Source organism: Escherichia sp. E4702, from assembly GCF_963883545.1.
Classification (GTDB): Bacteria; Pseudomonadota; Gammaproteobacteria; order Enterobacterales; family Enterobacteriaceae; genus Escherichia.
The window spans coordinates 165351-184275 of the sequence record NZ_CAWORF010000021.1 but is presented as its reverse complement, the minus strand read 5'-3'; the positions used below and the strand labels follow the sequence as shown (position 1 = coordinate 184275).

General features: G+C 50.9%; 21 protein-coding genes. 5 read left to right on the top strand and 16 right to left on the bottom strand.

The window, feature by feature from the left end:
* Positions 1–57: 57 nt before the first annotated feature.
* Positions 58–618, top strand: coding sequence for a lipid IV(A) palmitoyltransferase PagP (gene pagP, locus AACU94_RS14340; RefSeq protein ID WP_135384841.1), 561 nt, complete (start codon positions 58–60; stop codon positions 616–618).
* A 174-nt stretch (positions 619–792) separates the two neighbouring features.
* Positions 793–1002, top strand: coding sequence for a transcription antiterminator/RNA stability regulator CspE (cspE, locus tag AACU94_RS14335; protein WP_000034825.1), 210 nt, complete (start codon positions 793–795; stop codon positions 1000–1002).
* A gap of 53 nt (positions 1003–1055) precedes the next feature.
* On the opposite strand, the gene crcB is transcribed toward cspE, so the two are convergent.
* Positions 1056–1439: a fluoride efflux transporter CrcB gene (gene crcB, locus AACU94_RS14330; RefSeq protein ID WP_130206475.1), complete on the bottom strand. Its 384-nt coding sequence runs from the start codon at positions 1437–1439 to the stop codon at positions 1056–1058.
* A gap of 92 nt (positions 1440–1531) precedes the next feature.
* On the opposite strand from crcB, the gene AACU94_RS14325 reads away from it, so the two are divergent.
* Positions 1532–2320 (top strand): deaminated glutathione amidase, encoded by a 789-nt coding sequence (locus AACU94_RS14325; protein ID WP_130258607.1) that lies wholly within the window; start codon positions 1532–1534, stop codon positions 2318–2320.
* Positions 2321–2448: 128 nt separating this feature from the next.
* A complete protein-coding gene (tatE, locus tag AACU94_RS14320; RefSeq protein WP_064528973.1) occupies positions 2449–2652 on the top strand; it encodes a twin-arginine translocase subunit TatE in 204 nt (67 codons plus the stop codon).
* 98 nt (positions 2653–2750) lie between these two features.
* Here the strand turns inward: tatE and lipA are convergent, their stop codons facing one another.
* The 14 genes from lipA to leuS form a co-directional block, all read right to left on the bottom strand.
* Positions 2751–3716 (bottom strand): lipoyl synthase, encoded by a 966-nt coding sequence (lipA, locus tag AACU94_RS14315; protein ID WP_000042625.1) that lies wholly within the window; start codon positions 3714–3716, stop codon positions 2751–2753.
* A 302-nt stretch (positions 3717–4018) separates the two neighbouring features.
* Entirely contained in the window at positions 4019–4660 is a 642-nt protein-coding gene (gene lipB / locus AACU94_RS14310; RefSeq protein ID WP_130206479.1) for a lipoyl(octanoyl) transferase LipB, read from the bottom strand.
* A 99-nt stretch (positions 4661–4759) separates the two neighbouring features.
* The gene (gene ybeD, locus AACU94_RS14305) at positions 4760–5023 is read right to left on the bottom strand and encodes a DUF493 family protein YbeD (protein WP_135489639.1); all 264 of its coding nucleotides are present in this window, start codon (positions 5021–5023) and stop codon (positions 4760–4762) included.
* 109 nt (positions 5024–5132) lie between these two features.
* Positions 5133–6344: a D-alanyl-D-alanine carboxypeptidase DacA gene (dacA, locus tag AACU94_RS14300; RefSeq protein WP_064528971.1), complete on the bottom strand. Its 1212-nt coding sequence runs from the start codon at positions 6342–6344 to the stop codon at positions 5133–5135.
* A gap of 140 nt (positions 6345–6484) precedes the next feature.
* Complete coding sequence (gene rlpA, locus AACU94_RS14295) at positions 6485–7561, bottom strand: endolytic peptidoglycan transglycosylase RlpA (RefSeq protein ID WP_130222594.1); 1077 nt, start codon at positions 7559–7561, stop codon at positions 6485–6487.
* Between the two features lie 9 nt (positions 7562–7570).
* The gene (gene mrdB, locus AACU94_RS14290; protein WP_000131717.1) at positions 7571–8683 is read right to left on the bottom strand and encodes a peptidoglycan glycosyltransferase MrdB; all 1113 of its coding nucleotides are present in this window, start codon (positions 8681–8683) and stop codon (positions 7571–7573) included.
* Between the two features lie 2 nt (positions 8684–8685).
* Complete coding sequence (gene mrdA / locus AACU94_RS14285; RefSeq protein ID WP_130219433.1) at positions 8686–10587, bottom strand: peptidoglycan DD-transpeptidase MrdA; 1902 nt, start codon at positions 10585–10587, stop codon at positions 8686–8688.
* Between the two features lie 30 nt (positions 10588–10617).
* Complete coding sequence (gene rlmH, locus AACU94_RS14280; RefSeq protein WP_000776104.1) at positions 10618–11085, bottom strand: 23S rRNA (pseudouridine(1915)-N(3))-methyltransferase RlmH; 468 nt, start codon at positions 11083–11085, stop codon at positions 10618–10620.
* A gap of 3 nt (positions 11086–11088) precedes the next feature.
* Positions 11089–11406 (bottom strand): ribosome silencing factor, encoded by a 318-nt coding sequence (gene rsfS / locus AACU94_RS14275; RefSeq protein WP_001161662.1) that lies wholly within the window; start codon positions 11404–11406, stop codon positions 11089–11091.
* Positions 11407–11665: 259 nt separating this feature from the next.
* On the bottom strand, positions 11666–12277 hold the full coding sequence (locus AACU94_RS14270; RefSeq protein WP_135404663.1) for an adenosylcobalamin/alpha-ribazole phosphatase: 612 nt from the start codon (positions 12275–12277) through the stop codon (positions 11666–11668).
* 23 nt (positions 12278–12300) lie between these two features.
* Positions 12301–12942 (bottom strand): nicotinate-nucleotide adenylyltransferase, encoded by a 642-nt coding sequence (gene nadD, locus AACU94_RS14265; RefSeq protein WP_064528967.1) that lies wholly within the window; start codon positions 12940–12942, stop codon positions 12301–12303.
* Between the two features lies 1 nt (position 12943).
* Positions 12944–13975, bottom strand: a complete 1032-nt coding sequence (holA, locus tag AACU94_RS14260; RefSeq protein WP_130222596.1) for a DNA polymerase III subunit delta — start codon at positions 13973–13975, stop codon at positions 12944–12946.
* Positions 13975–14553 (bottom strand): LPS assembly lipoprotein LptE, encoded by a 579-nt coding sequence (gene lptE, locus AACU94_RS14255; RefSeq protein WP_135489638.1) that lies wholly within the window; start codon positions 14551–14553, stop codon positions 13975–13977. Before lptE ends, holA begins: the two co-directional genes overlap by 1 nt.
* Positions 14554–14567: 14 nt before the next feature.
* Positions 14568–17150 carry a leucine--tRNA ligase gene (leuS, locus tag AACU94_RS14250; RefSeq protein WP_135489701.1) on the bottom strand — a complete coding sequence of 861 codons (2583 nt, stop codon included), beginning with the start codon at positions 17148–17150 and terminating at the stop codon, positions 14568–14570.
* A gap of 235 nt (positions 17151–17385) precedes the next feature.
* Between leuS and AACU94_RS14245 the strand changes: the two genes are divergently transcribed.
* Positions 17386–17868 carry a zinc ribbon-containing protein gene (locus tag AACU94_RS14245; protein ID WP_001044880.1) on the top strand — a complete coding sequence of 161 codons (483 nt, stop codon included), beginning with the start codon at positions 17386–17388 and terminating at the stop codon, positions 17866–17868.
* A 70-nt stretch (positions 17869–17938) separates the two neighbouring features.
* Here AACU94_RS14245 and ybeQ read toward each other — a convergent pair whose 3' ends face one another.
* Positions 17939–18916 carry a Sel1 family TPR-like repeat protein YbeQ gene (ybeQ, locus tag AACU94_RS14240; protein ID WP_135489637.1) on the bottom strand — a complete coding sequence of 326 codons (978 nt, stop codon included), beginning with the start codon at positions 18914–18916 and terminating at the stop codon, positions 17939–17941.
* Positions 18917–18925: the final 9 nt, after the last annotated feature.

Below are 18925 nucleotides of genomic sequence, written 5' to 3'. Positions count from 1 at the left end.
TTATTTTTCTTTGGCTATGCTGGTAATATATTTTTGATAAGTTTTCTGTGGTTGCTAATGGGCGCTAGTAAATGTGTTACCGTATTTTCCTTTACTTTTATTCAGTTAATCAGCATTGAAGAAGTTTCTGCTAGTGCAGAGCAATGGATTGCGACATTTAAAGATAATGTCGCAGAAACCTGGCTGCGGCCAGAACATTATGATCTGTATATTCCCGCCATTACCTGGCATGCACGTTTCGCTTATGACAAAGAAAAAACCGATCGCTACAACGAAAGACCGTGGGGTGGCGGTTTTGGTCAGTCGCGTTGGGATGAGAAAGGCAACTGGCACGGTTTGTACGTGATGGCGTTTAAGGATTCATGGAATAAATGGGAGCCCATTGCCGGATACGGTTGGGAAAGCACCTGGCGACCGCTTGCCGATGAAAACTTTCATGTCGGTCTGGGATTCACCGCTGGTGTGACGGCGCGTGATAACTGGAACTACATACCTGTTCCGCTGATACTGCCATTGGCTTCTGTGGGCTATGGCCCTGCAACTTTTCAGATGACCTATATCCCTGGCACTTACAACAATGGCAATGTTTACTTTGCCTGGATGCGGTTTCAGTTTTAGACAAGTCATGTTTTAATAAAAACCTTAAAAATCAGTATGTAATGAAATTAACATCAAAAATAACGCGACTTTTATCACTTTTTAGTAAAGTTGCACTGGACAAAGCGTACCACAATTGGTGTACTGGTAACCGACACAGCATTTGTGTCTATTTTTCATGTAAAGGTAATTTTGATGTCTAAGATTAAAGGTAACGTTAAGTGGTTTAATGAGTCCAAAGGATTCGGTTTCATTACTCCGGAAGACGGCAGCAAAGATGTGTTCGTACACTTCTCTGCAATCCAGACTAATGGTTTTAAAACTCTTGCTGAAGGTCAGCGCGTAGAGTTCGAAATCACTAACGGTGCCAAAGGCCCTTCTGCTGCAAACGTAATCGCTCTGTAAGATACGTCAGCAAGAATTCAAAACCCGCTTATTCAGCGGGTTTTTTTTGGTCTTCAGTGTGCGGTTGATGCTGAAAATAGCCAAAAAGCCAGTGCGGTCATGGCAAAGGAACCTAACAGGTTAACGAAGACGTTCAGTAGCGCCCAGCCAAAACGCCCCTCCTGCAATAAAAACACCACTTCTGCCGAAAATGTTGAGAAGGTCGTTAGCCCGCCACAAAAACCAGTGGTGATTAATACTTTCCACACCGGATCGATATTAGTCATGCGGCTAAACCAGGCAAATCCCATTCCTATGATAAATGCCCCAATCAGGTTTGCTGCCAGAGTTCCGAGTGGAATAGCCTGGTGCAGTGGGTTAAACCGCATACTTAACATCCATCTCGCCACGCTTCCCGTACCACCACCAATAAAAACTGCTAAAAGGAGTTGTAACACAGCTAAATCCTGCTATTTGATTTGTATGAGTGATAAGTTTAACGCCGAATATTCGTCGTTGGCGAATTTTACAACTCTGACAGGAGGTGGCAATGCTGGTTGCCGCAGGACAATTTGCTGTTACATCAATATGGGAAAAGAACGCTGAGATTTGCGCCTCGTTAATGGCACAGGCGGCGGAAAACGACGTATCGCTGTTTGTCCTGCCGGAAGCGCTTCTGGCGCGCGACGATCTTGACCCGAATTTGTCAGTTAAATCGGCACAGTTGCTGGAAGGGGAATTCCTCGGACGTTTACTGCGGGAAAGTAAACGTAACATGATGACGACGATTCTGACGATTCATGTTCCCTCAACCCCTGGGCGCGCGTGGAATATGCTGGTGGCGCTGCAGGCGGGGAAAATTGTCGCCCATTATGCCAAATTGCATCTCTATGATGCGTTTGCCATTCAGGAATCGCGCCATGTGGATGCAGGTGATGAAATAGCCCCTTTACTGGAGGTTGAAGGCATGAAAGTGGGGCTGATGACCTGCTATGATTTACGCTTTCCAGAGTTGGCATTAGCCCTGGCATTACAGGGCGCGGAAATCCTGATCCTGCCAGCGGCCTGGGTTCGCGGGCCACTCAAAGAGCACCACTGGTCAACCTTGCTAGCCGCTCGTGCTCTGGATACCACCTGTTATATGGTGGCAGCGGGGGAGTGCGGGAACAAAAATATCGGGCAAAGCCGGATTATAGATCCCTTTGGCGTCACCATTGCGGCAGCGGCAGAAATGCCAGCGCTCATTATGGCGGAAGTGACGCCCGAACGTGTGCGTCAGGTGCGCGCGCAACTTCCCGTCTTAAACAACCGTCGCTTTGCGCCGCCGCAATTATTATGATGTTTTTTTACTCGGCGCTTGATTCACCTTGTTACAGATTGCTATTGTGTGCGCGCGTCGAATGACCGTTAATATTCTCTGGTTTTTAAGGCGCGTTCTGTTGCCAGTTTTATGTCAAGAAGGTATCTATGGGTGAGATTAGTATTACCAAACTGCTGGTAGTTGCGGCGCTGGTCGTTCTGCTGTTTGGGACTAAGAAGTTACGTACGCTGGGCGGAGACCTGGGAGCGGCCATTAAAGGGTTCAAGAAAGCGATGAATGATGATGACGCTGCGGCTAAAAAAGGCGCAGACGTTGATATTCAGGCTGAAAAGCTCTCTCATAAAGAGTGACGTGGCGAGCAGGACGCTCCCTCAATATCTTGTTCGATAAAAAAACCCGCTTCAGATAGCGGGTTTTTATCAGACAGATGTAAGCAATTATTACGCGACTACTTAACTTCCATCCCTTTCGCCTGCAAGTCGGCGTGATACGAAGAGCGGACAAACGGACCGCATGCAGCATGAGTAAAGCCCATCGCCAGCGCTTCGGCCTTCATTTCATCAAACTCATCCGGGCTAACGTAGCGTTGTACCGGCAGGTGATGGCGGCTTGGCTGCAGATATTGCCCCAGTGTCAACATGGTTACACCATGGCGGCGCAGATCGCGCATGACTTCAATAATCTCTTCATTGGTTTCACCCAGCCCCACCATCAAACCGGATTTGGTTGGGATCTCCGGATGCGCTTCTTTAAAGCGTTCCAATAGTTTTAGCGACCAGTTGTAATCTGCGCCCGGGCGTACCTGACGGTAAATACGCGGTACGTTTTCCAGGTTGTGGTTGAACACGTCTGGCGGCGTGGCGGTCAGAATATCCAGCGCGCGATCCATACGACCACGGAAATCCGGCACCAGAGTTTCGATTTTGATTTCCGGGCTTTTTTCCCGGATGGCAGTAATGCAATCCGCAAAGTGCTGGGCTCCGCCATCGCGCAGGTCATCGCGGTCAACGGAGGTGATAACCACATAACGCAGCGCCATATCAGCAATGGTCTGCGCCAGTTTTACCGGCTCGTTGGCATCCGGGGCGACCGGGCGACCGTGGGCAACGTCACAGAACGGACAACGGCGCGTACAAATGGCGCCGAGGATCATAAACGTTGCTGTGCCGTGGTTGAAGCATTCTGCCAGGTTAGGGCAGGAGGCTTCCTCACAGACAGAATGCAGGCCATTTTTGCGCATTGCGGCTTTGATGCCCTGGATACGTGTAGAGTCCGCGGGAAGCTTGATTTTCATCCATTCCGGCTTGCGCAGCAGGGCTTCGCGCTCTGTTGCCACGTTTTTAACCGGGATAAGGGCCATCTTATCGGCATCGCGGTATTTAACACCGCGTTCCATCACAATGGGTTTACTCATAGCGTGCGTGTTCCAGTTGCGAATTACGAAGGAAAGCGTTTCAATTCAATGGATTGTTGTAATTATCAACTATTTTTGAATTAACGACTGGCAGTATATCATTGAAACGGCCCAGAAAGCAGCCAAAGCGGTCGCGAAAATGTAAAATTGTTGTTGGTTTGTGCCATTTTATCGTTCTGCGCTGTGAACGCTATGTAACGATACTTTTTCAAAACACATTCGATAGCATCAGTTCCCCGCGAAGCACTGGAACACGCTGACTACAATGACCCAATATGATTTGGGTCATTAATGAGGGGGAATTAAGCAGGGATATATTCTACGTCAGGATTTTTGAGTAGCGCTAAAATATTTGCCAGTAAGCGTGGTGCAATATTATCGGTGGTCGCATCAGGTTTCCATTGTGATATTTTTGCCATTTCCATCCCGGCATAACCACAAGGGTTGATACGTAAAAATGGCGAAAGATCCATATTGACGTTTAATGCCAGACCGTGGAATGAACAGCCGCGGCGAATACGCAATCCGAGCGAACAAATTTTCTTTTCCCCAACGTAGACACCTGGAGCATCAGCCCGAGGGTGCGCTTCAATATCCAGCTCGGCCAGGGTATTCACTACCGTTTGTTCGAGCAAGGTCACCAGTTCACGCACGCCCAGCTTCCTACGTTTGAGGTTAAGCAACACATACATCACCTGTTGCCCCGGCCCGTGATAAGTTACCTGGCCGCCGCGATCGCTCTGGATCACCGGAATATCACCCGGCATTAAAATATGTTCCGCTTTACCTGCTTGTCCCTGGGTAAATACAGGATGGTGTTCAACCAACCAGATTTCATCAAGGGTATTTTCATCACGGGTATCGGTGAATTCATGCATAGCCTGAGAAATAGGCTCGTAAGGCTGAAGGCCGAGCTGGCGGACAAGAATTTTATCCTGATACAAAACGGCATCTCCGTGGAGAATGAGTAAAAGTGGGGAAAATTATATCACAGCGAGGGGAGGGGAGTTACCCGACCAGAGGCCGGGTAACGGAGAAGCGAATTACAGAACCATACGGACGATATCGATTTTGCCCAGTTCTTCGTACAGAGTTTCAACCTGCTCGATATGAGTTGCGTTGATAGTGATAGATACCGAGTGGTAGTTGCCTTTGCTGCTTGGTTTTACCGTTGGGTTGTAGTCACCTGGCGCATGGCGCTGTACCACTTCAACCACCTGATCAATCAGCTCAGGTAACGCCTGCCCCATTACTTTGTAGGTAAAAGGAGTAGGGAATTCAAGCAGTTCGTTAAGTTTGGTTTTCATGTCAGCTCCGGCGTAACGTAATTAAATAGCAACTCCCGCCAGAGGGCGGGAGTTTTTTACTGATGCTTAGTATATGGGGGCGGAAATTACACTTTCAAGTGTTCAATTTTTAGCCGAACCAGTGATGGAACATTAATTTAATGTAATCAATGATTTTGCCGAAGAAGTTACCTTCCGGAATTTCCTGTAACACCACCAGCGGGCGTTGTTCGATAGTTTTGCCATCAAGCTGGAAGTTGATGGTGCCAACGACCTGGTTCTTTTGCAGAGGCGCATGTAGTTCACTGCTGTTCAGCACGTAGCTGGCTTTCAGGTCTTTCATGCGGCCACGCGGAATGGTCAGGTAAACGTCTTTATCAACCCCTAACGAAGCGCGGTCAGTATTACCAAACCATACCGGTTCAGAGGCGAACTCTTTGCCAACTTTCAGTGGGTTAACCGTTTCGAAGAAACGGAAGCCCCAGGTCAGCAGTTTTTTACTTTCGGTTTCACGGCCTTTGAACGTGCGTCCGCCCATGACTGCGGAGATCAGACGCATCTGACCTTCCGTTGCGGAGGCGACAAGGTTGTAGCCCGCCTTGTCAGTATGGCCAGTTTTGATTCCGTCGACATTCAGGCTGTTATCCCATAGCAGGCCGTTACGGTTGAGCTGGCGAATACCGTTAAAGGTAAACTCTTTCTCTTTATAGATAGCGTATTCGTTAGGGACATCACGAATCAGGGCCTGACCGATCAGCGCCATATCACGCGCGGAGCTGTACTGACCGTCAGCGTCCAGACCGTGTACAGTCTGGAAGTGGGTATTTTTCAGGCCCAGGGCGTTAACGTAACTGTTCATCAGACCAACGAAAGCATCCTGGCTACCGGCGGCGAAGTCAGCCATGGCAACACAAGCATCGTTACCAGATTGCAGGTTGATACCACGGATAAGCTGAGAAACCGGTACCTGCATGCCAGGTTTGAGGAACATCAGCGAAGAACCTCTGAACACCGGGTTACCGGTGGCCCAGGCGTCATTGCCGATGGTCACTAAATCAGATTCTTTGAATTTACCTGCTTTCATTGCCTGACCGATAACGTAGCTGGTCATCATTTTGGTCAGACTTGCAGGGTCGCGACGGACATCCGCATTTTGCTCGGCGAGCACTTTGCCGGAGTTATAGTCGATCAGGATGTAAGACTCCGCGTCGATCTGCGGTACACCCGGGATCATGGTTTTGATATTCAGGTCATCGGCATGTGCAGCAGAGATAAAGGCTGTGCAAAGAGCCGTGGTGAGCGCCAGGCGCTTCATGATACGAGCGGAAAAAATGGTATTCATGGTCTGAACTACGACATCCGTGATGGAATTTAAAATAAGTGCCCTACTATAGCAAATGCACTACCGCCAGGCATCTGACTTTCCGCGTGACTTTGTTAACGTCATTTACAGAAATTGACATTTCAGATGCCTGCTTTACGTTATTGCGCGGTGGTAATAAATGACTGTAATTGGGCTTCGGTTTGTAAACGTTGCTGTAAGGCACTGGCTTCAGCTTTGTTGGCAAATGGACCAAGCTGAATACGCCAGACCGCGCCGTTTTGGGTCACGCGACCGGGTACGCCGAACTTTTGTCCCAGTTGCTGTTGATACTGTTGCGCGCGTGCCTGATCGCTAACGGCCCCCACTTGCACCATAAAGTTACCGCTGGCGCTTTGCGAAGCGGCTTGCGGTGTCACCATTGCAGGTGTTGTTGCAGGTGCCGAGACAACGGGCTGTGGTGCAGGCGTCGGTTCGCTGCCTTCCAGTACGCCGGGCGCCAGGGTGGTCGGTGCGCCGAGGAAGCCGCTGCTGGTTACCGGCGCGCCGGTCGGATCTTCGCTTTTCAGCGTCGAGTTGCTGACCGGGAGAATATCACCCTGCGGGACAGACATAGAGTTTGTTCCGCTGCCGCCGTTTAAATCGGGCGGTGCAGGCAGGGCGTAAGTCTGTTTGGCAATGGTAGTACAAGCCATGCCTGGGCCAGAAAATGAACCATCCTGGGCGACGATAATAGGATCGATACGAACTTTTGTATTGTTCGAGGTGTTAAGACGGTCAGCTGCCGCGCGTGAAAGTGAAATCACACGGTCGTTGCCGTAGGGACCGCGATCGTTAATGCGCACCACGATCATCCGCCCATTAGCCAGGTTGGTGATTCTGGCGTAGCTGGGGATAGGGAGCGTTGGATGCGCCGCCGTCAGCTGCGTTGGATCAAATGCTTCGCCAGATGCTGTCAGATTGCTGCCAGGTTCGGCATCATAAATGGCTGCAAGGCCCGCCTGGCTAAAGCGTGAAGGGTCCTGCACGATTTTGTAGCTTCTGCCGTCGCGCTGATAATCCTGATTTGCCGTCGCGTTCAGTGGTTCGAAACGTGGTTCCGCCCCGCTAATTTCAACTATAGGGCCGTTACATACCGCAGGCTGCGGCACACTTACCGTCTGTTGCTGACCATCATCGCTAGTACATGCCGCGAGCATTCCTGCCGCGATGCAGATCCCGAGCCACTGCTTACGCATTTGCACCTCTTACACGCTTTTCGACAACATTTTCCTGTGGGTGTGGATTGACATCACAATCCCAAACCCAGCCATCAGCACTATGAGCGCCGATCCTCCATAACTGACCAGCGGGAGTGGAACCCCTACAACCGGCAGAATACCGCTTACCATACCAATATTTACGAAGACATAAACGAATAATATCAGCATTAAGCCGCCAGCCATGACGCGACCAAAGGTAGTTTGTGCTCTGGCTGCAATCCACAGTCCGCGCATGATGAGCAGAATATAGAGAGCAAGCAGAATCAAAATACCCACTAATCCCAACTCTTCCGCCAGTACCGCGAAGATAAAATCGGTATGGCGTTCGGGCAGAAATTCAAGCTGTGACTGGGTACCGTGCAGCCAGCCTTTACCGCGTAATCCGCCGGAGCCAATAGCAATTTTAGACTGAATAATGTGATAGCCCGCGCCGAGTGGGTCTGATTCCGGGTCGAGTAGCATCATTACGCGCTGGCGCTGGTAATCATGCATCAGGAAGAACCACAAGATTGGGATAAATGCTGCCACCAGTACCACTGCAACGCCAATCAGGCGCCAGCTAAGTCCGGAGAGAAACAGTACAAACAGACCAGAAAGTGCAACGAGGATTGACGTCCCCAAGTCAGGCTGCGCTGCCACCAGCAACGTGGGCATAAAAATCAGCACCAGCGCGATGGCGGTATTTTTTAACGACGGCGGGCAAACGTCACGGTTGATAAAGCGAGCCACCATGAGCGGCACAGCTATTTTGGCGATTTCCGAGGGCTGGAAACGGACGATACCGAGATCCAGCCAACGTTGAGCGCCTTTGGAGATGGCCCCAAAGGCATCTACCGCTACCAGCAAAATAATACAGATGATATAGAGATAGGGCGCCCAGCCTTCATAAACGCGCGGCGGAATTTGGGCCATCACCACCATAATGACCAGCCCCATCGCGATCTGGCCGATTTTACGCTCCATCATGCCGATGTCCTGGCCGCTGGCGCTCCAGATTACCAGGGCGCTGTAGACCAGTAATGCCAGTAAGATCAGTAGCATTGTGGGATCAAGATGGACTTTATCCCAGAATGTTTTTTTATTCGGATTATCCGTCATGATTAATGGTCCTCCGCAGCAGTAACCGCCGGGTTTTCTGCAGGCAGATCGGTGTTGTTGTCACCAAGCATAATATGGTCGAGGATCTGGCGCATCAGCGTACCGACCGCCGGGCCAGCCCCGCCGTTTTCCAGAATCATAGCGACAGCGACTTGCGGATTGTTATATGGCGCAAACGCGGTCATCAGTTTGTGGTCGCGCAGACGCTCGGCAATTTTGTGCGCATTATAGGTTTCGTTCGCCTTCAGGCCGAAGACCTGCGCGGTACCGGATTTCGCCGCAATTTTGTAGGGCGCGCTGGCAAAGTATTTATGTGCCGTACCGTTAGGACGGTTAGCAACACCAAACATGCCGTCTTTCGCCAGTTCCCAGTAACCAGAATGAATATCGCCTACCGGCGGTTCATGCGGCTGTACCCACGGCACTTGTTTGCCATTTTCGGCGGTGCTCATCAGCAAATGCGGAACCTTCACAATACCGTCGTTAATCAGGATCATCAGTGCTTTGTTCATCTGGATAGGGGTCGCTGTCCAGTACCCCTGACCGATACCGACCGGAATGGTGTCACCCTGATACCACGGTTTTTTAAAGCGTTTCTGTTTCCATTCGCGGGTCGGCATATTACCGGAACGTTCTTCCGACAGGTCGATACCGGTGTAATGACCGTAGCCAAATTTACCCATCCATTCAGAAAGGCGGTCGATGCCCATATCGTAGGCAACCTGATAGAAGAAGGTATCTGCTGACTCTTCCAGCGATTTAGTGACATTCAGGCGACCGTGGCCCCATTTTTTCCAGTCACGATAACGCTTTTCAGACCCCGGCAACTGCCACCATCCAGGATCAAACAGGCTGGTATTACGGGTGATCACCCCTGCACTTAATGCCGAAACCGCCACATAAGGTTTAACCGTCGACGCTGGCGGATAAACCCCCTGCGTGGCACGGTTCACCAGTGGTGTATTCGGGTCGTTCAGCAACGCGGAATAATCTTTGCTGGAGATACCGTCAACAAACAGGTTAGGGTCGTAACTTGGCGTGGAAACCAGCGCCAGCACGCCACCTGTACGCGGATCGGTGACTACAACAGCGGCACGACTGCCCGCCAGCAGTGTTTCAATATACTGCTGGAGCTTGAGATCAATTGTCAGGTAAATATCATGCCCGGCCTGCGGCGATACTTCTTTTAACTGGCGGATGACGCGACCGCGGTTGTTAACTTCAACTTCTTCATAACCCGTCTGGCCGTGCAGAACATCTTCGTAGTAACGTTCAATCCCCAGCTTGCCGATATCATGTGTTGCGGCATAGTTGGCCAGTTTGCCGTCATTATTTAGTCGCTCGACGTCTTTATCGTTAATTTTCGAGACATAACCGATAACGTGGGTCAACGCTGAACCATAGGGATAGTAACGACGTTTATAGCCTTTAACTTCCACACCTGGAAAACGATATTGGTTAACGGCGAAACGCGCCACCTGAACTTCAGTCAGGTTGGTTTTCACCGGAATAGAGGTAAAACGGTGCGAACGTGCACGCTCCTTTCGAAACGCGGCGATATCGTCATCGGTCAGGTCAACCACGCTGCGCAGGGCGTCCAGAGTCTGCTGCACGTTATCGACTTTCTCCGGCATCATCTCTATCTGATAGATAGTTCGGTTGAGCGCCAGAGGGATACCGTTACGGTCGTAGATAATGCCGCGGCTGGGGGCGATAGGCACCAGCTTAATGCGGTTTTCATTAGAACGGGTCTGGTAATCGGTAAAGCGAACAATTTGTAGGTTATACAAGTTGGCGATGAGCACGCCGGTTAGCAGCAAAATCCCCAAAAAGGCGACCAGCGCCCGGCGCACAAACAGCGCGGACTCTGCCGAATAGTCGCGAAAAGAGTTCTGTAATTTCATCCGCTGCGTTTTCTACTTAAGGCTACCATATCACTCACGGTGATAAGGATGGTTGGTGGTAATGCTCCACGCCCGGTACAGACTCTCTGCGACCAGTACGCGAACCAGCGGATGGGGGAGGGTAAGCGCCGAAAGTGACCAGCTTTGTTCTGCCGCCGCTTTACAGGCAGGCGATAACCCTTCCGGCCCGCCAATCAGCAAGCTGACATCGCGGCCATCCAGCTTCCAGCGTTCCAGTTCAGCGGCTAACTGCGGCGTGTCCCAGGGCTTGCCTGGGATATCGAGGGTGACAATGCGGTTTTTACCGGCAGCCGCCAGCATTTGCTCACCCTCTTTGTCGAGTATGCGCTTGATATCCGCGTTCTTGCCGCGTTTTCCCGCCGGAATTTCAATCAGTTCAAAAGGCATATCTTTCGGAAAACGACGCAGGTACTCGGTAAAACCGGTTTGTACCCAGTCCGGCATTTTCGTTCCCACGGCGACAAGTTGCAGCTTCACGCATTAACTCCAGAGTTTTTCCAGCTCATACAGGCGACGGCTCTCTTCCTGCATAACATGGACAATCACATCACCCAGATCGACCACAATCCAGTCGGCGCCGTTTTCACCTTCAACGCCGAGGGGCAATAAACCCGCCGCGCGAGATTCCTGAACCACGTGGTCGGCAATGGACATAACATGACGGCTGGATGTTCCCGTACAGATGATCATACAGTCGGTGATACTGGATTTGCCCTGAACGTCTAAGGCGATGATGTCCTGACCTTTGAGGTCATCAATTTTGTCGATAACAAAATCCTGGAGTGCTTTACCCTGCAAGTTTTCCCCCTGGGTGAAATAAAAAAGATAAAAATGGTCTGTCAGTATACCTGAAGCAGAGGCGATTTCGGGACAAATGTCAGCAAATCGGCTCTTGAAAGTGGGCTATCATCCCACCCCGCGTCACAGATTGCATCGCCATTTTTGTAAAACAATTTCTACAAAGTCGTGTATGGCGGAAACGTCAGGTTGCGGAGAATATCAGCCTGCCCGGGCCTGTCAATGTCCGTTGCGGCTTACCTGTAAAAAAACAGAAAAGTCATGCGTCTTCGCACCAGATGGCGCGGCTATTGAGGACACGTAGAGTTGCGAACTCGTCATTGATATCAATGGCGCTCCAGCAGCCCTGGTCTACACGAAAATGCCACATTGCCTCGGGAGGCATGCCGATTAAGCGGGCAATCAACAGGCTCAACACACCCTGGTGGCTAACGATCAATATGTTTTTGTGCTGCTGATACTCACCAAGTCCGGCAATAAACCTTTCTATCCGCTGTGAAAATGCCTGAAAGCCTTCACCGCGAGTAGGGACGGTATGCTGCCAGTCATTGCACCAGGCACTATAGTTTTCGGCATCTTCTTGCATCAGCTCGCGATGATGCCGCATTTCCCAGTCACCAAAAAACATTTCGTTGAGTTCAGGGATGATTTGCACGGGGAGTTGACGGTCGTCAAGAACCAGGCGCGCGGTGTGCTGCGCCCGTTCCAGTTCACTGCATAAAACCCTATCGAAGGGAACATCACGTAGCAGTGTATGCAAGCTTTTCGCCTGCGCGATACCGCGCTCTGTAAGTGGTGTAGGCGCATGACCGCTGTATAACCCGTCGACATTCGCTTGCGTTTCACCGTGACGAATTAACCACAGTCGCATCATTCCCTCCGTGACGGCAGATATCAGCGATACAAGCCTTGTTGGTTAATGTAAGTCAGTACCGATTCTGGTAACAATTCCTCACAAGATTCGCCGTTTTGCAAACGTTCGCGGATGATTGTCGCCGAGATGTTGAACCACGGCGTTTCGGCGAGATAAATTTTACCAGCAGGCTGAAGATGCAGATCTTCCGGATTATGCGTCAAATGATCTTCCAGCCACTGCTGGTACTGCGGTTGTGCCATTTCCAGCGGATAACCTGGACGTCGACAGACTATCAAATGTGCATTGTCGAGAATCGTTTCGTATTCATACCAGGTCGGAAAGTTCAGCAGCGAGTCCTGACCGATAATAAACGCCAGCGGCACATCTGGGCCTTGCTCCTGTCGCCACTCTTTTAACGTCTGCGACGTGTAAGAGGGGGCATTACGCTTTAACTCGCGTTCGTCAAGGGTAAACAGCGACTTGTCGGCAATCGCCAGTTCAAGCATGTGTTTTCGCTGCACGCTGTTCGCTTCAGGCTGGGGGCGATGCGGAGGAACGTTGTTAGGAATAATCGTTACTCGCGTCAGACCAATCAGATTCGCCAGCGTTTCCACAGGTTTTAGATGGCCATAATGCACCGGGTCGAAGGTGCCGCCAAACAGAGCTTGTAAAGATTTCATATCAACCGTCGATAAATACGTCTGCCAGTGGTTTATGGCACAAAAGAAGAGATAATCCCTCCAGTTCTGCCCACACTGACTGACCGTAATCTTGTTTGAGAGTAAGTTCCGTTCGTGTCAGGAGTTGTACAGCCTGACGTAACTGTGGCTGACTCAGGCGATTTAACGCTTCGCTAATCATGTTACGACGGTTCTGCCATACCCGATGCTTGTCAAACAGCGCACGCAGTGGAGTATGAGCAGACTGACGCTTCAGATTAACTAGCAGCAATAGCTCACGTTGCAAAGTACGCAACAATATCACCGGCTCACTGCCTTCCAGGCGCAACTGCTGAAGAATATGCAATGCACGCTTGCTTTTGCCACTCAACAAAGCGTCAACCCAATGAAAAGGGGTGAAATGAGCGGCATCATTCACCGCTTGCTCAACGCGCGGCAGTGTCAGTTTGCCGTCCGGCCAGAGTAGCGATAAACGCTCCAGTGCCTGTGCCAGCGCCAGCAGGTTTCCTTCATAACAGTAGCAGAGCACCTGATTCGCCGCGTCATCCAGTTCTAAATTGAGCTGTTTTGCTCGCGCGGCAACCCAGCGAGGAAGCTGGGCTTGTTCTGGGGTCTGGCAAGTAACCTGCACGCTACGGTTTGCAAGCGCGGTAAACCAGGCGGCATTTTCCTGCGCTTTGCTCAATTTATTACCGCGTACGATCAACAGCAAATCGTCATGCAGCAATCCGGTGAGCGTGAGGAGTTGTTCATTGATCGCCGCATTTGGTCCATTTTCAGGTAGCACTAACAACAAAGTTTGCCGACTGGCAAACAGGCTCATTGCCTGGCATAGCGAAAATATTGCGTTCCAGTCCGTGTTGGGATCAATGGAAAAAGTATGGTGTTCTTCAAACCCTTGTGCGGCGGCGACCTGACGAATGGCGTCCTGGCTTTCTTGCAACAACAGGGGATCGTTACCAAGTAAAAGATAGGCTGCGCGCAGCCCTTCAGTGAGCTGCGCGCGGAGCTGTTCCGGGTACAACCGAATCATCAGTTACCCAGCGTGGTGGAGACGCGTGCAGGCGTTGCTGTGGTATCCGTTGTTGCCGACGTTTCTTCGTCGGAACGGACGTCCGCAGCGCGAATGCTTGGCAGCTTACGAATAAGCTGTTCGGCGGCACGGTCGTACATCTCTTTAATGATCATGTCCTGCTCGTTATCTTTCGCTAACGCCATTTGCGGGTTATCGAAGAACGAACGGAAGACTTTGGCGCTAATCGGGTAGATATCACGGCCGGGGATCAACACGGTCGCATTAACCGTCATGATCATCTGATACTCTGCTGTTTGACCGTTACGGAATACCGATGCGGTATCTTTCGCAATGCTCACTTTACCCAAACGCAGGGATGGAACATCCTTACGCGTGGTTTCTTTATCGAGCAACTCGACGCCGTTCAGACGTAACTGATTACGCACTGCACGGCTTAACGGCCCGTTCGGGTCACCGGAGTCCAGGATCATAACCTTCATAGTGGAAGGGACCTGCGTGGTATCACGCAGATGCCAGCCACACCCGGCGGTGATTAACACCGCCAGAGATAACAACAATGTTGCCAGATATCGCACGCTTCCTCCCGCGCTTAGCCAACGACCAGATTGAGGAGTTTACCCGGTACGTAAATCACTTTACGCACGGTAACGCCATCAAGATATTTTGCTACCAGATGTTCCTGGCCAGCACGTTCGCGAACCTGTTCTTCCGTTGCGTCCACCGGAACGGTGATTTTGGCACGGACTTTACCGTTAACCTGAACAACGACCAGCGTGGAGTCTTCCACCATCGCTTTTTCGTCAGCCACCGGCCACGGCGCGTTGTCGATATCGCCTTCGCCTTTCAGCTCCTGCCACAGCGTGAAACAGATGTGTGGGGTGAACGGGTTAAGCATACGAACTACTGCCAGCAGCGCTTCCTGCATCAGGGCGCGATCCTGCTCGCCATCGGTCGGTGCTTTCGCCAGTTTGTTCATCAGCTCCATAATCGCCGCAATTGCGGTGTTGAAGGTCTGACGACGGCCGATATCATCGGTCACTTTAGCGATTGTTTTATGCACATCGCGACGCAGCGCTTTCTGATCTTCAGTCAGTGCATCGACGTTCAGTGCCGCAACATCGCCTTTCGTAGTATGCTCGTACACCAGTTTCCAGACACGTTTCAGGAAGCGGTTAGCCCCTTCCACGCCGGACTCCTGCCATTCAAGAGTCATATCCGCCGGAGAAGCGAACATCATAAACAGACGAACGGTGTCCGCGCCGTAACGTTCAACCATCACCTGCGGGTCGATACCGTTGTTCTTCGACTTGGACATTTTGCTCATGCCGGTATAAACCAGTTCATGGCCTGCCGCGTCTTTCGCTTTCACGATACGGCCTTTTTCGTCACGTTCAACGATAGCATCAACCGGGGAAACCCAGTTACGTTCGCCGTTTTCGCCAACATAGTAGAAGGCATCTGCCAGCACCATACCCTGACACAGCAACTGTTTCGCTGGTTCGTCAGAGTTCACCATGCCTGCATCACGCATCAGTTTGTGGAAGAAGCGGAAGTAGAGCAGGTGCATGATGGCGTGTTCGATACCACCAATGTAGATATCCACCGGCAGCCAGTAGTTAGCCGCTTCGGAATCCAGCATACCTTCTTTGTACTGCGGGCAAGTGTAGCGCGCATAGTACCAGGAGGACTCCATAAAGGTGTCGAAAGTGTCGGTTTCACGCAGCGCTGGCATACCGTTAACGGTAGTTTTTGCCCACTCCGGATCTGCTTTAATCGGGCTGGTAATGCCGTCCATCACCACATCTTCCGGCAGGATCACCGGCAGCTGGTCGTCCGGGGTCGGCATTACAGTACCGTCTTCCAGCGTCACCATCGGAATCGGCGCGCCCCAGTAACGCTGACGGGAAACACCCCAGTCGCGCAGGCGGTAATTCACTTTACGCTCGCCAACGCCCATCGCAGTCAGTTTATCGGCGATGGCGTTGAAGGCCGCTTCATGGTCAAGACCGTTGAACTCGCCAGAGTTGAACAGCACGCCTTTTTCAGTCAGGGCTTGCTGAGAAAGATCGGGTTCAGAACCATCAGCCGCCAGGATAACCGGTTTGATGTTCAGGCCGTATTTAGAGGCAAACTCGTAGTCGCGCTGGTCGTGACCCGGAACCGCCATAACTGCGCCCGTGCCGTACTCCATCAATACGAAGTTTGCTGCCCAAACGGGAATTTCTTCGCCCGTTAATGGGTGAACAGCTTTAAAGCCAGTATCGACGCCTTTTTTCTCCATCGTCGCCATTTCAGCTTCGGCAACTTTGGTGTTACGGCATTCGTCAATAAAGGCCGCCAGTTCTGGATTATTTTCCGCCGCTTTCTGCGCCAGCGGATGACCTGCCGCTACCGCCAGGTAGGTACAACCCATAAAGGTGTCCGGGCGAGTAGTATAAACAGTCAGCGTGTTGTCATAGTCGTTAACGTTGAAGGTGATTTCTACGCCTTCGGAACGACCAATCCAGTTACGCTGCATGGTTTTAACGGTGTCTGGCCAGTGATCCAGTTTATCCAGATCGTTGAGCAGTTCGTCAGCGTAAGCGGTGATTTTGATAAACCACTGCGGGATCTCTTTACGTTCAACTTTGGTATCGCAGCGCCAGCAGCAGCCGTCGATAACCTGTTCGTTCGCCAGTACGGTCTGGTCGTTCGGGCACCAGTTGACCGCAGAGGTCTTCTTATACACCAGGCCTTTTTTATACAGCTCGGTGAAGAATTTCTGTTCCCAACGGTAGTATTCTGGCGTACAGGTTGCCAGCTCGCGGCTCCAGTCATAACCAAAGCCCAGCATTTTGAGCTGGTTTTTCATGTACGCGATGTTGTCGTACGTCCACGGTGCTGGCGCGGTGTTGTTTTTTACCGCCGCGCCTTCCGCAGGCAGACCAAACGCGTCCCAGCCGATCGGCTGCAGAACGTTTTTGCCCAGCATGCGCTGGTAGCGGGCGATCACGTCACCGATGGTGTAGTTGCGTACGTGGCCCATGTGTAGTCGACCAGAAGGATAGGGAAGCATAGACAGGCAGTAATACTTCTCTTTACTCTCGTCTTCGGTTACTTCAAATGTGCGCTTCTCATCCCAATGAAGCTGTACTTTGGATTCTATCTCTTCCGGGCGGTATTGCTCTTGCATGGCAGCCAGTGGTCCTGTTTTCATTACGGCTACAAAAGTAGCGTTAGAGGTGGTTTTTCAGATCCGCATAGCATAGCCCAAACGTCCGCGTCAAAACAGCCTTTCGCGCACTCGACGTTGAAATCGCACAGCGGTAATCCTTGCACGAATTTACACACTCTGTGGGCAGTCTTGCAAAGTTGAGCGTAAATAACGTCTATTATTATAGCCAGTTAACGACACGGGAGATGAAATGATGAACAAGGTTGCTCAATATTACCGTGAACTGGTGGCGTCATTAAGCGAGCGACTGCGTAATGGCGAACGCGATATCGATGCACTGGTAGAACAGGCGCGTGAGCGTGTAATAAAAACAGGGGAGTTAACGCGGACCGAGGTCGATGAACTGACTCGGGCCGTCAGACGTGACCTGGAAGAGTTCGCCATGAGTTATGAAGAGAGCCTGAAGGAAGAATCTGACAGCGTTTTTATGCGGGTGATTAAAGAAAGCCTCTGGCAGGAACTGGCGGACATCACCGATAAAACGCAGCTTGAATGGCGTGAAGTTTTCCAGGATCTCAATCATCACGGGGTTTATCACAGCGGAGAAGTGGTAGGGCTGGGGAATCTGGTCTGCGAGAAATGTCACTTCCATCTCCCGATCTACACGCCGGAAGTGCTGACGCTATGCCCGAAGTGTGGTCATGATCAGTTCCAGAGACGCCCGTTCGAGCCGTAATAGTTTGATTTTGCACAGCAATAAAGAGAATTTGGGCCGAATGAAATTCCCCGGCCCTTGTTTTTTATCTCTACAGTAAATCTTCAATCTCACGGATTTCTTGACTGACATCCCTGGTACCGGATGACTGAACTTTACGATACAGGTCGAGAGCCTGTCGGAGATCAACAGGTCTTCCTTCTCCGTAGTGATACATAATGGCCAGGTTATACCAGGCAGTGGCGTGATCGCATTCAGCGGCTTTCGTAAACCATTCAAAGGCAGCGTTATAATCTTTCTCAACGCCTTGCCCATGTTTATACATATAGCCGATGTTAACGTAAGCGCCGATGCTTCCCTGAGCGGCAGCCTTCAGATACCAGTACATCGCTTGTTTATAGTCCTGGTCTACCCCTTCGCCAGCGTTATAAGCCCACGCAATTTGAAACTGGGCGTGCCGATTACCCTGCTGTGCGCTTTTCAAATACCAGAATGCGGCGAGAGTCTTGTTTTGAGCAACGCCTTCTCCATCTTTATAAAGATCGGCCAGATTGTCTTGCGCGTCACTATGGCCTTGCAATGCAGCTTGTTTGTACCAGAAAAATGCCAGCGCATAGTCTTGTGCGACTCCGTTGCCATTTCTGTACATCCACCCAAGATTATTTTGCGCATAAGACATTCCGCTCTCTGCGGCTATCTGATACCAGGCAACCGCTTCTTTATCGTTGGGGTCTTCTCCACGATCCAGTATCCAGCCAAGGACGTTGGAAGCGAAAGTATGTCCTTGTATGGCAGCTTTTTTCAGCCAAAAGATGGCTTGCTCATTATCTTTATGACGGCTTTTATCCTCGGAGTATTTCCGCCCTAAGGAATATTGTGCTTCACAATGGTCTTGCCCGGCGGCAAGCTTTAGCCAGTAAAAGGCCTTTTCGTCGTCCGGAGAGTCAATTGCGCTATCGCGATTGTAATAAAATCCAACAATATATTGAGCCTCACTATCGCCTTGTTCAGCACGTTCGATAATCTCATCTATTGATAAATTATCGCAGCGACTTGACGTAAAAATCATTATCATTTC

Bases quoted from the DNA above. Each gene is read 5' to 3' on its own strand.
- pagP (WP_135384841.1), top strand. From the start codon at position 58: ATGGGCGCTAGTAAATGTGTTACCGTATTTTCCTTTACTTTTATTCAG.
- cspE (WP_000034825.1), top strand. From the start codon at position 793: ATGTCTAAGATTAAAGGTAACGTTAAGTGGTTTAATGAGTCCAAAGGA.
- AACU94_RS14325 (WP_130258607.1), top strand. From the start codon at position 1,532: ATGCTGGTTGCCGCAGGACAATTTGCTGTTACATCAATATGGGAAAAG.
- tatE (WP_064528973.1), top strand. From the start codon at position 2,449: ATGGGTGAGATTAGTATTACCAAACTGCTGGTAGTTGCGGCGCTGGTC.
- lipA (WP_000042625.1), bottom strand. From the start codon at position 3,716: ATGAGTAAACCCATTGTGATGGAACGCGGTGTTAAATACCGCGATGCC.
- ybeD (WP_135489639.1), bottom strand. From the start codon at position 5,023: ATGAAAACCAAACTTAACGAACTGCTTGAATTCCCTACTCCTTTTACC.
- dacA (WP_064528971.1), bottom strand. From the start codon at position 6,344: ATGAATACCATTTTTTCCGCTCGTATCATGAAGCGCCTGGCGCTCACC.
- rlpA (WP_130222594.1), bottom strand. From the start codon at position 7,561: ATGCGTAAGCAGTGGCTCGGGATCTGCATCGCGGCAGGAATGCTCGCG.
- mrdB (WP_000131717.1), bottom strand. From the start codon at position 8,683: ATGACGGATAATCCGAATAAAAAAACATTCTGGGATAAAGTCCATCTT.
- mrdA (WP_130219433.1), bottom strand. From the start codon at position 10,587: ATGAAATTACAGAACTCTTTTCGCGACTATTCGGCAGAGTCCGCGCTG.
- AACU94_RS14270 (WP_135404663.1), bottom strand. From the start codon at position 12,277: ATGCGACTGTGGTTAATTCGTCACGGTGAAACGCAAGCGAATGTCGAC.
- nadD (WP_064528967.1), bottom strand. From the start codon at position 12,942: ATGAAATCTTTACAAGCTCTGTTTGGCGGCACCTTCGACCCGGTGCAT.
- holA (WP_130222596.1), bottom strand. From the start codon at position 13,975: ATGATTCGGTTGTACCCGGAACAGCTCCGCGCGCAGCTCACTGAAGGG.
- leuS (WP_135489701.1), bottom strand. From the start codon at position 17,150: ATGCAAGAGCAATACCGCCCGGAAGAGATAGAATCCAAAGTACAGCTT.
- AACU94_RS14245 (WP_001044880.1), top strand. From the start codon at position 17,386: ATGAACAAGGTTGCTCAATATTACCGTGAACTGGTGGCGTCATTAAGC.
- ybeQ (WP_135489637.1), bottom strand. From the start codon at position 18,916: ATGATTTTTACGTCAAGTCGCTGCGATAATTTATCAATAGATGAGATT.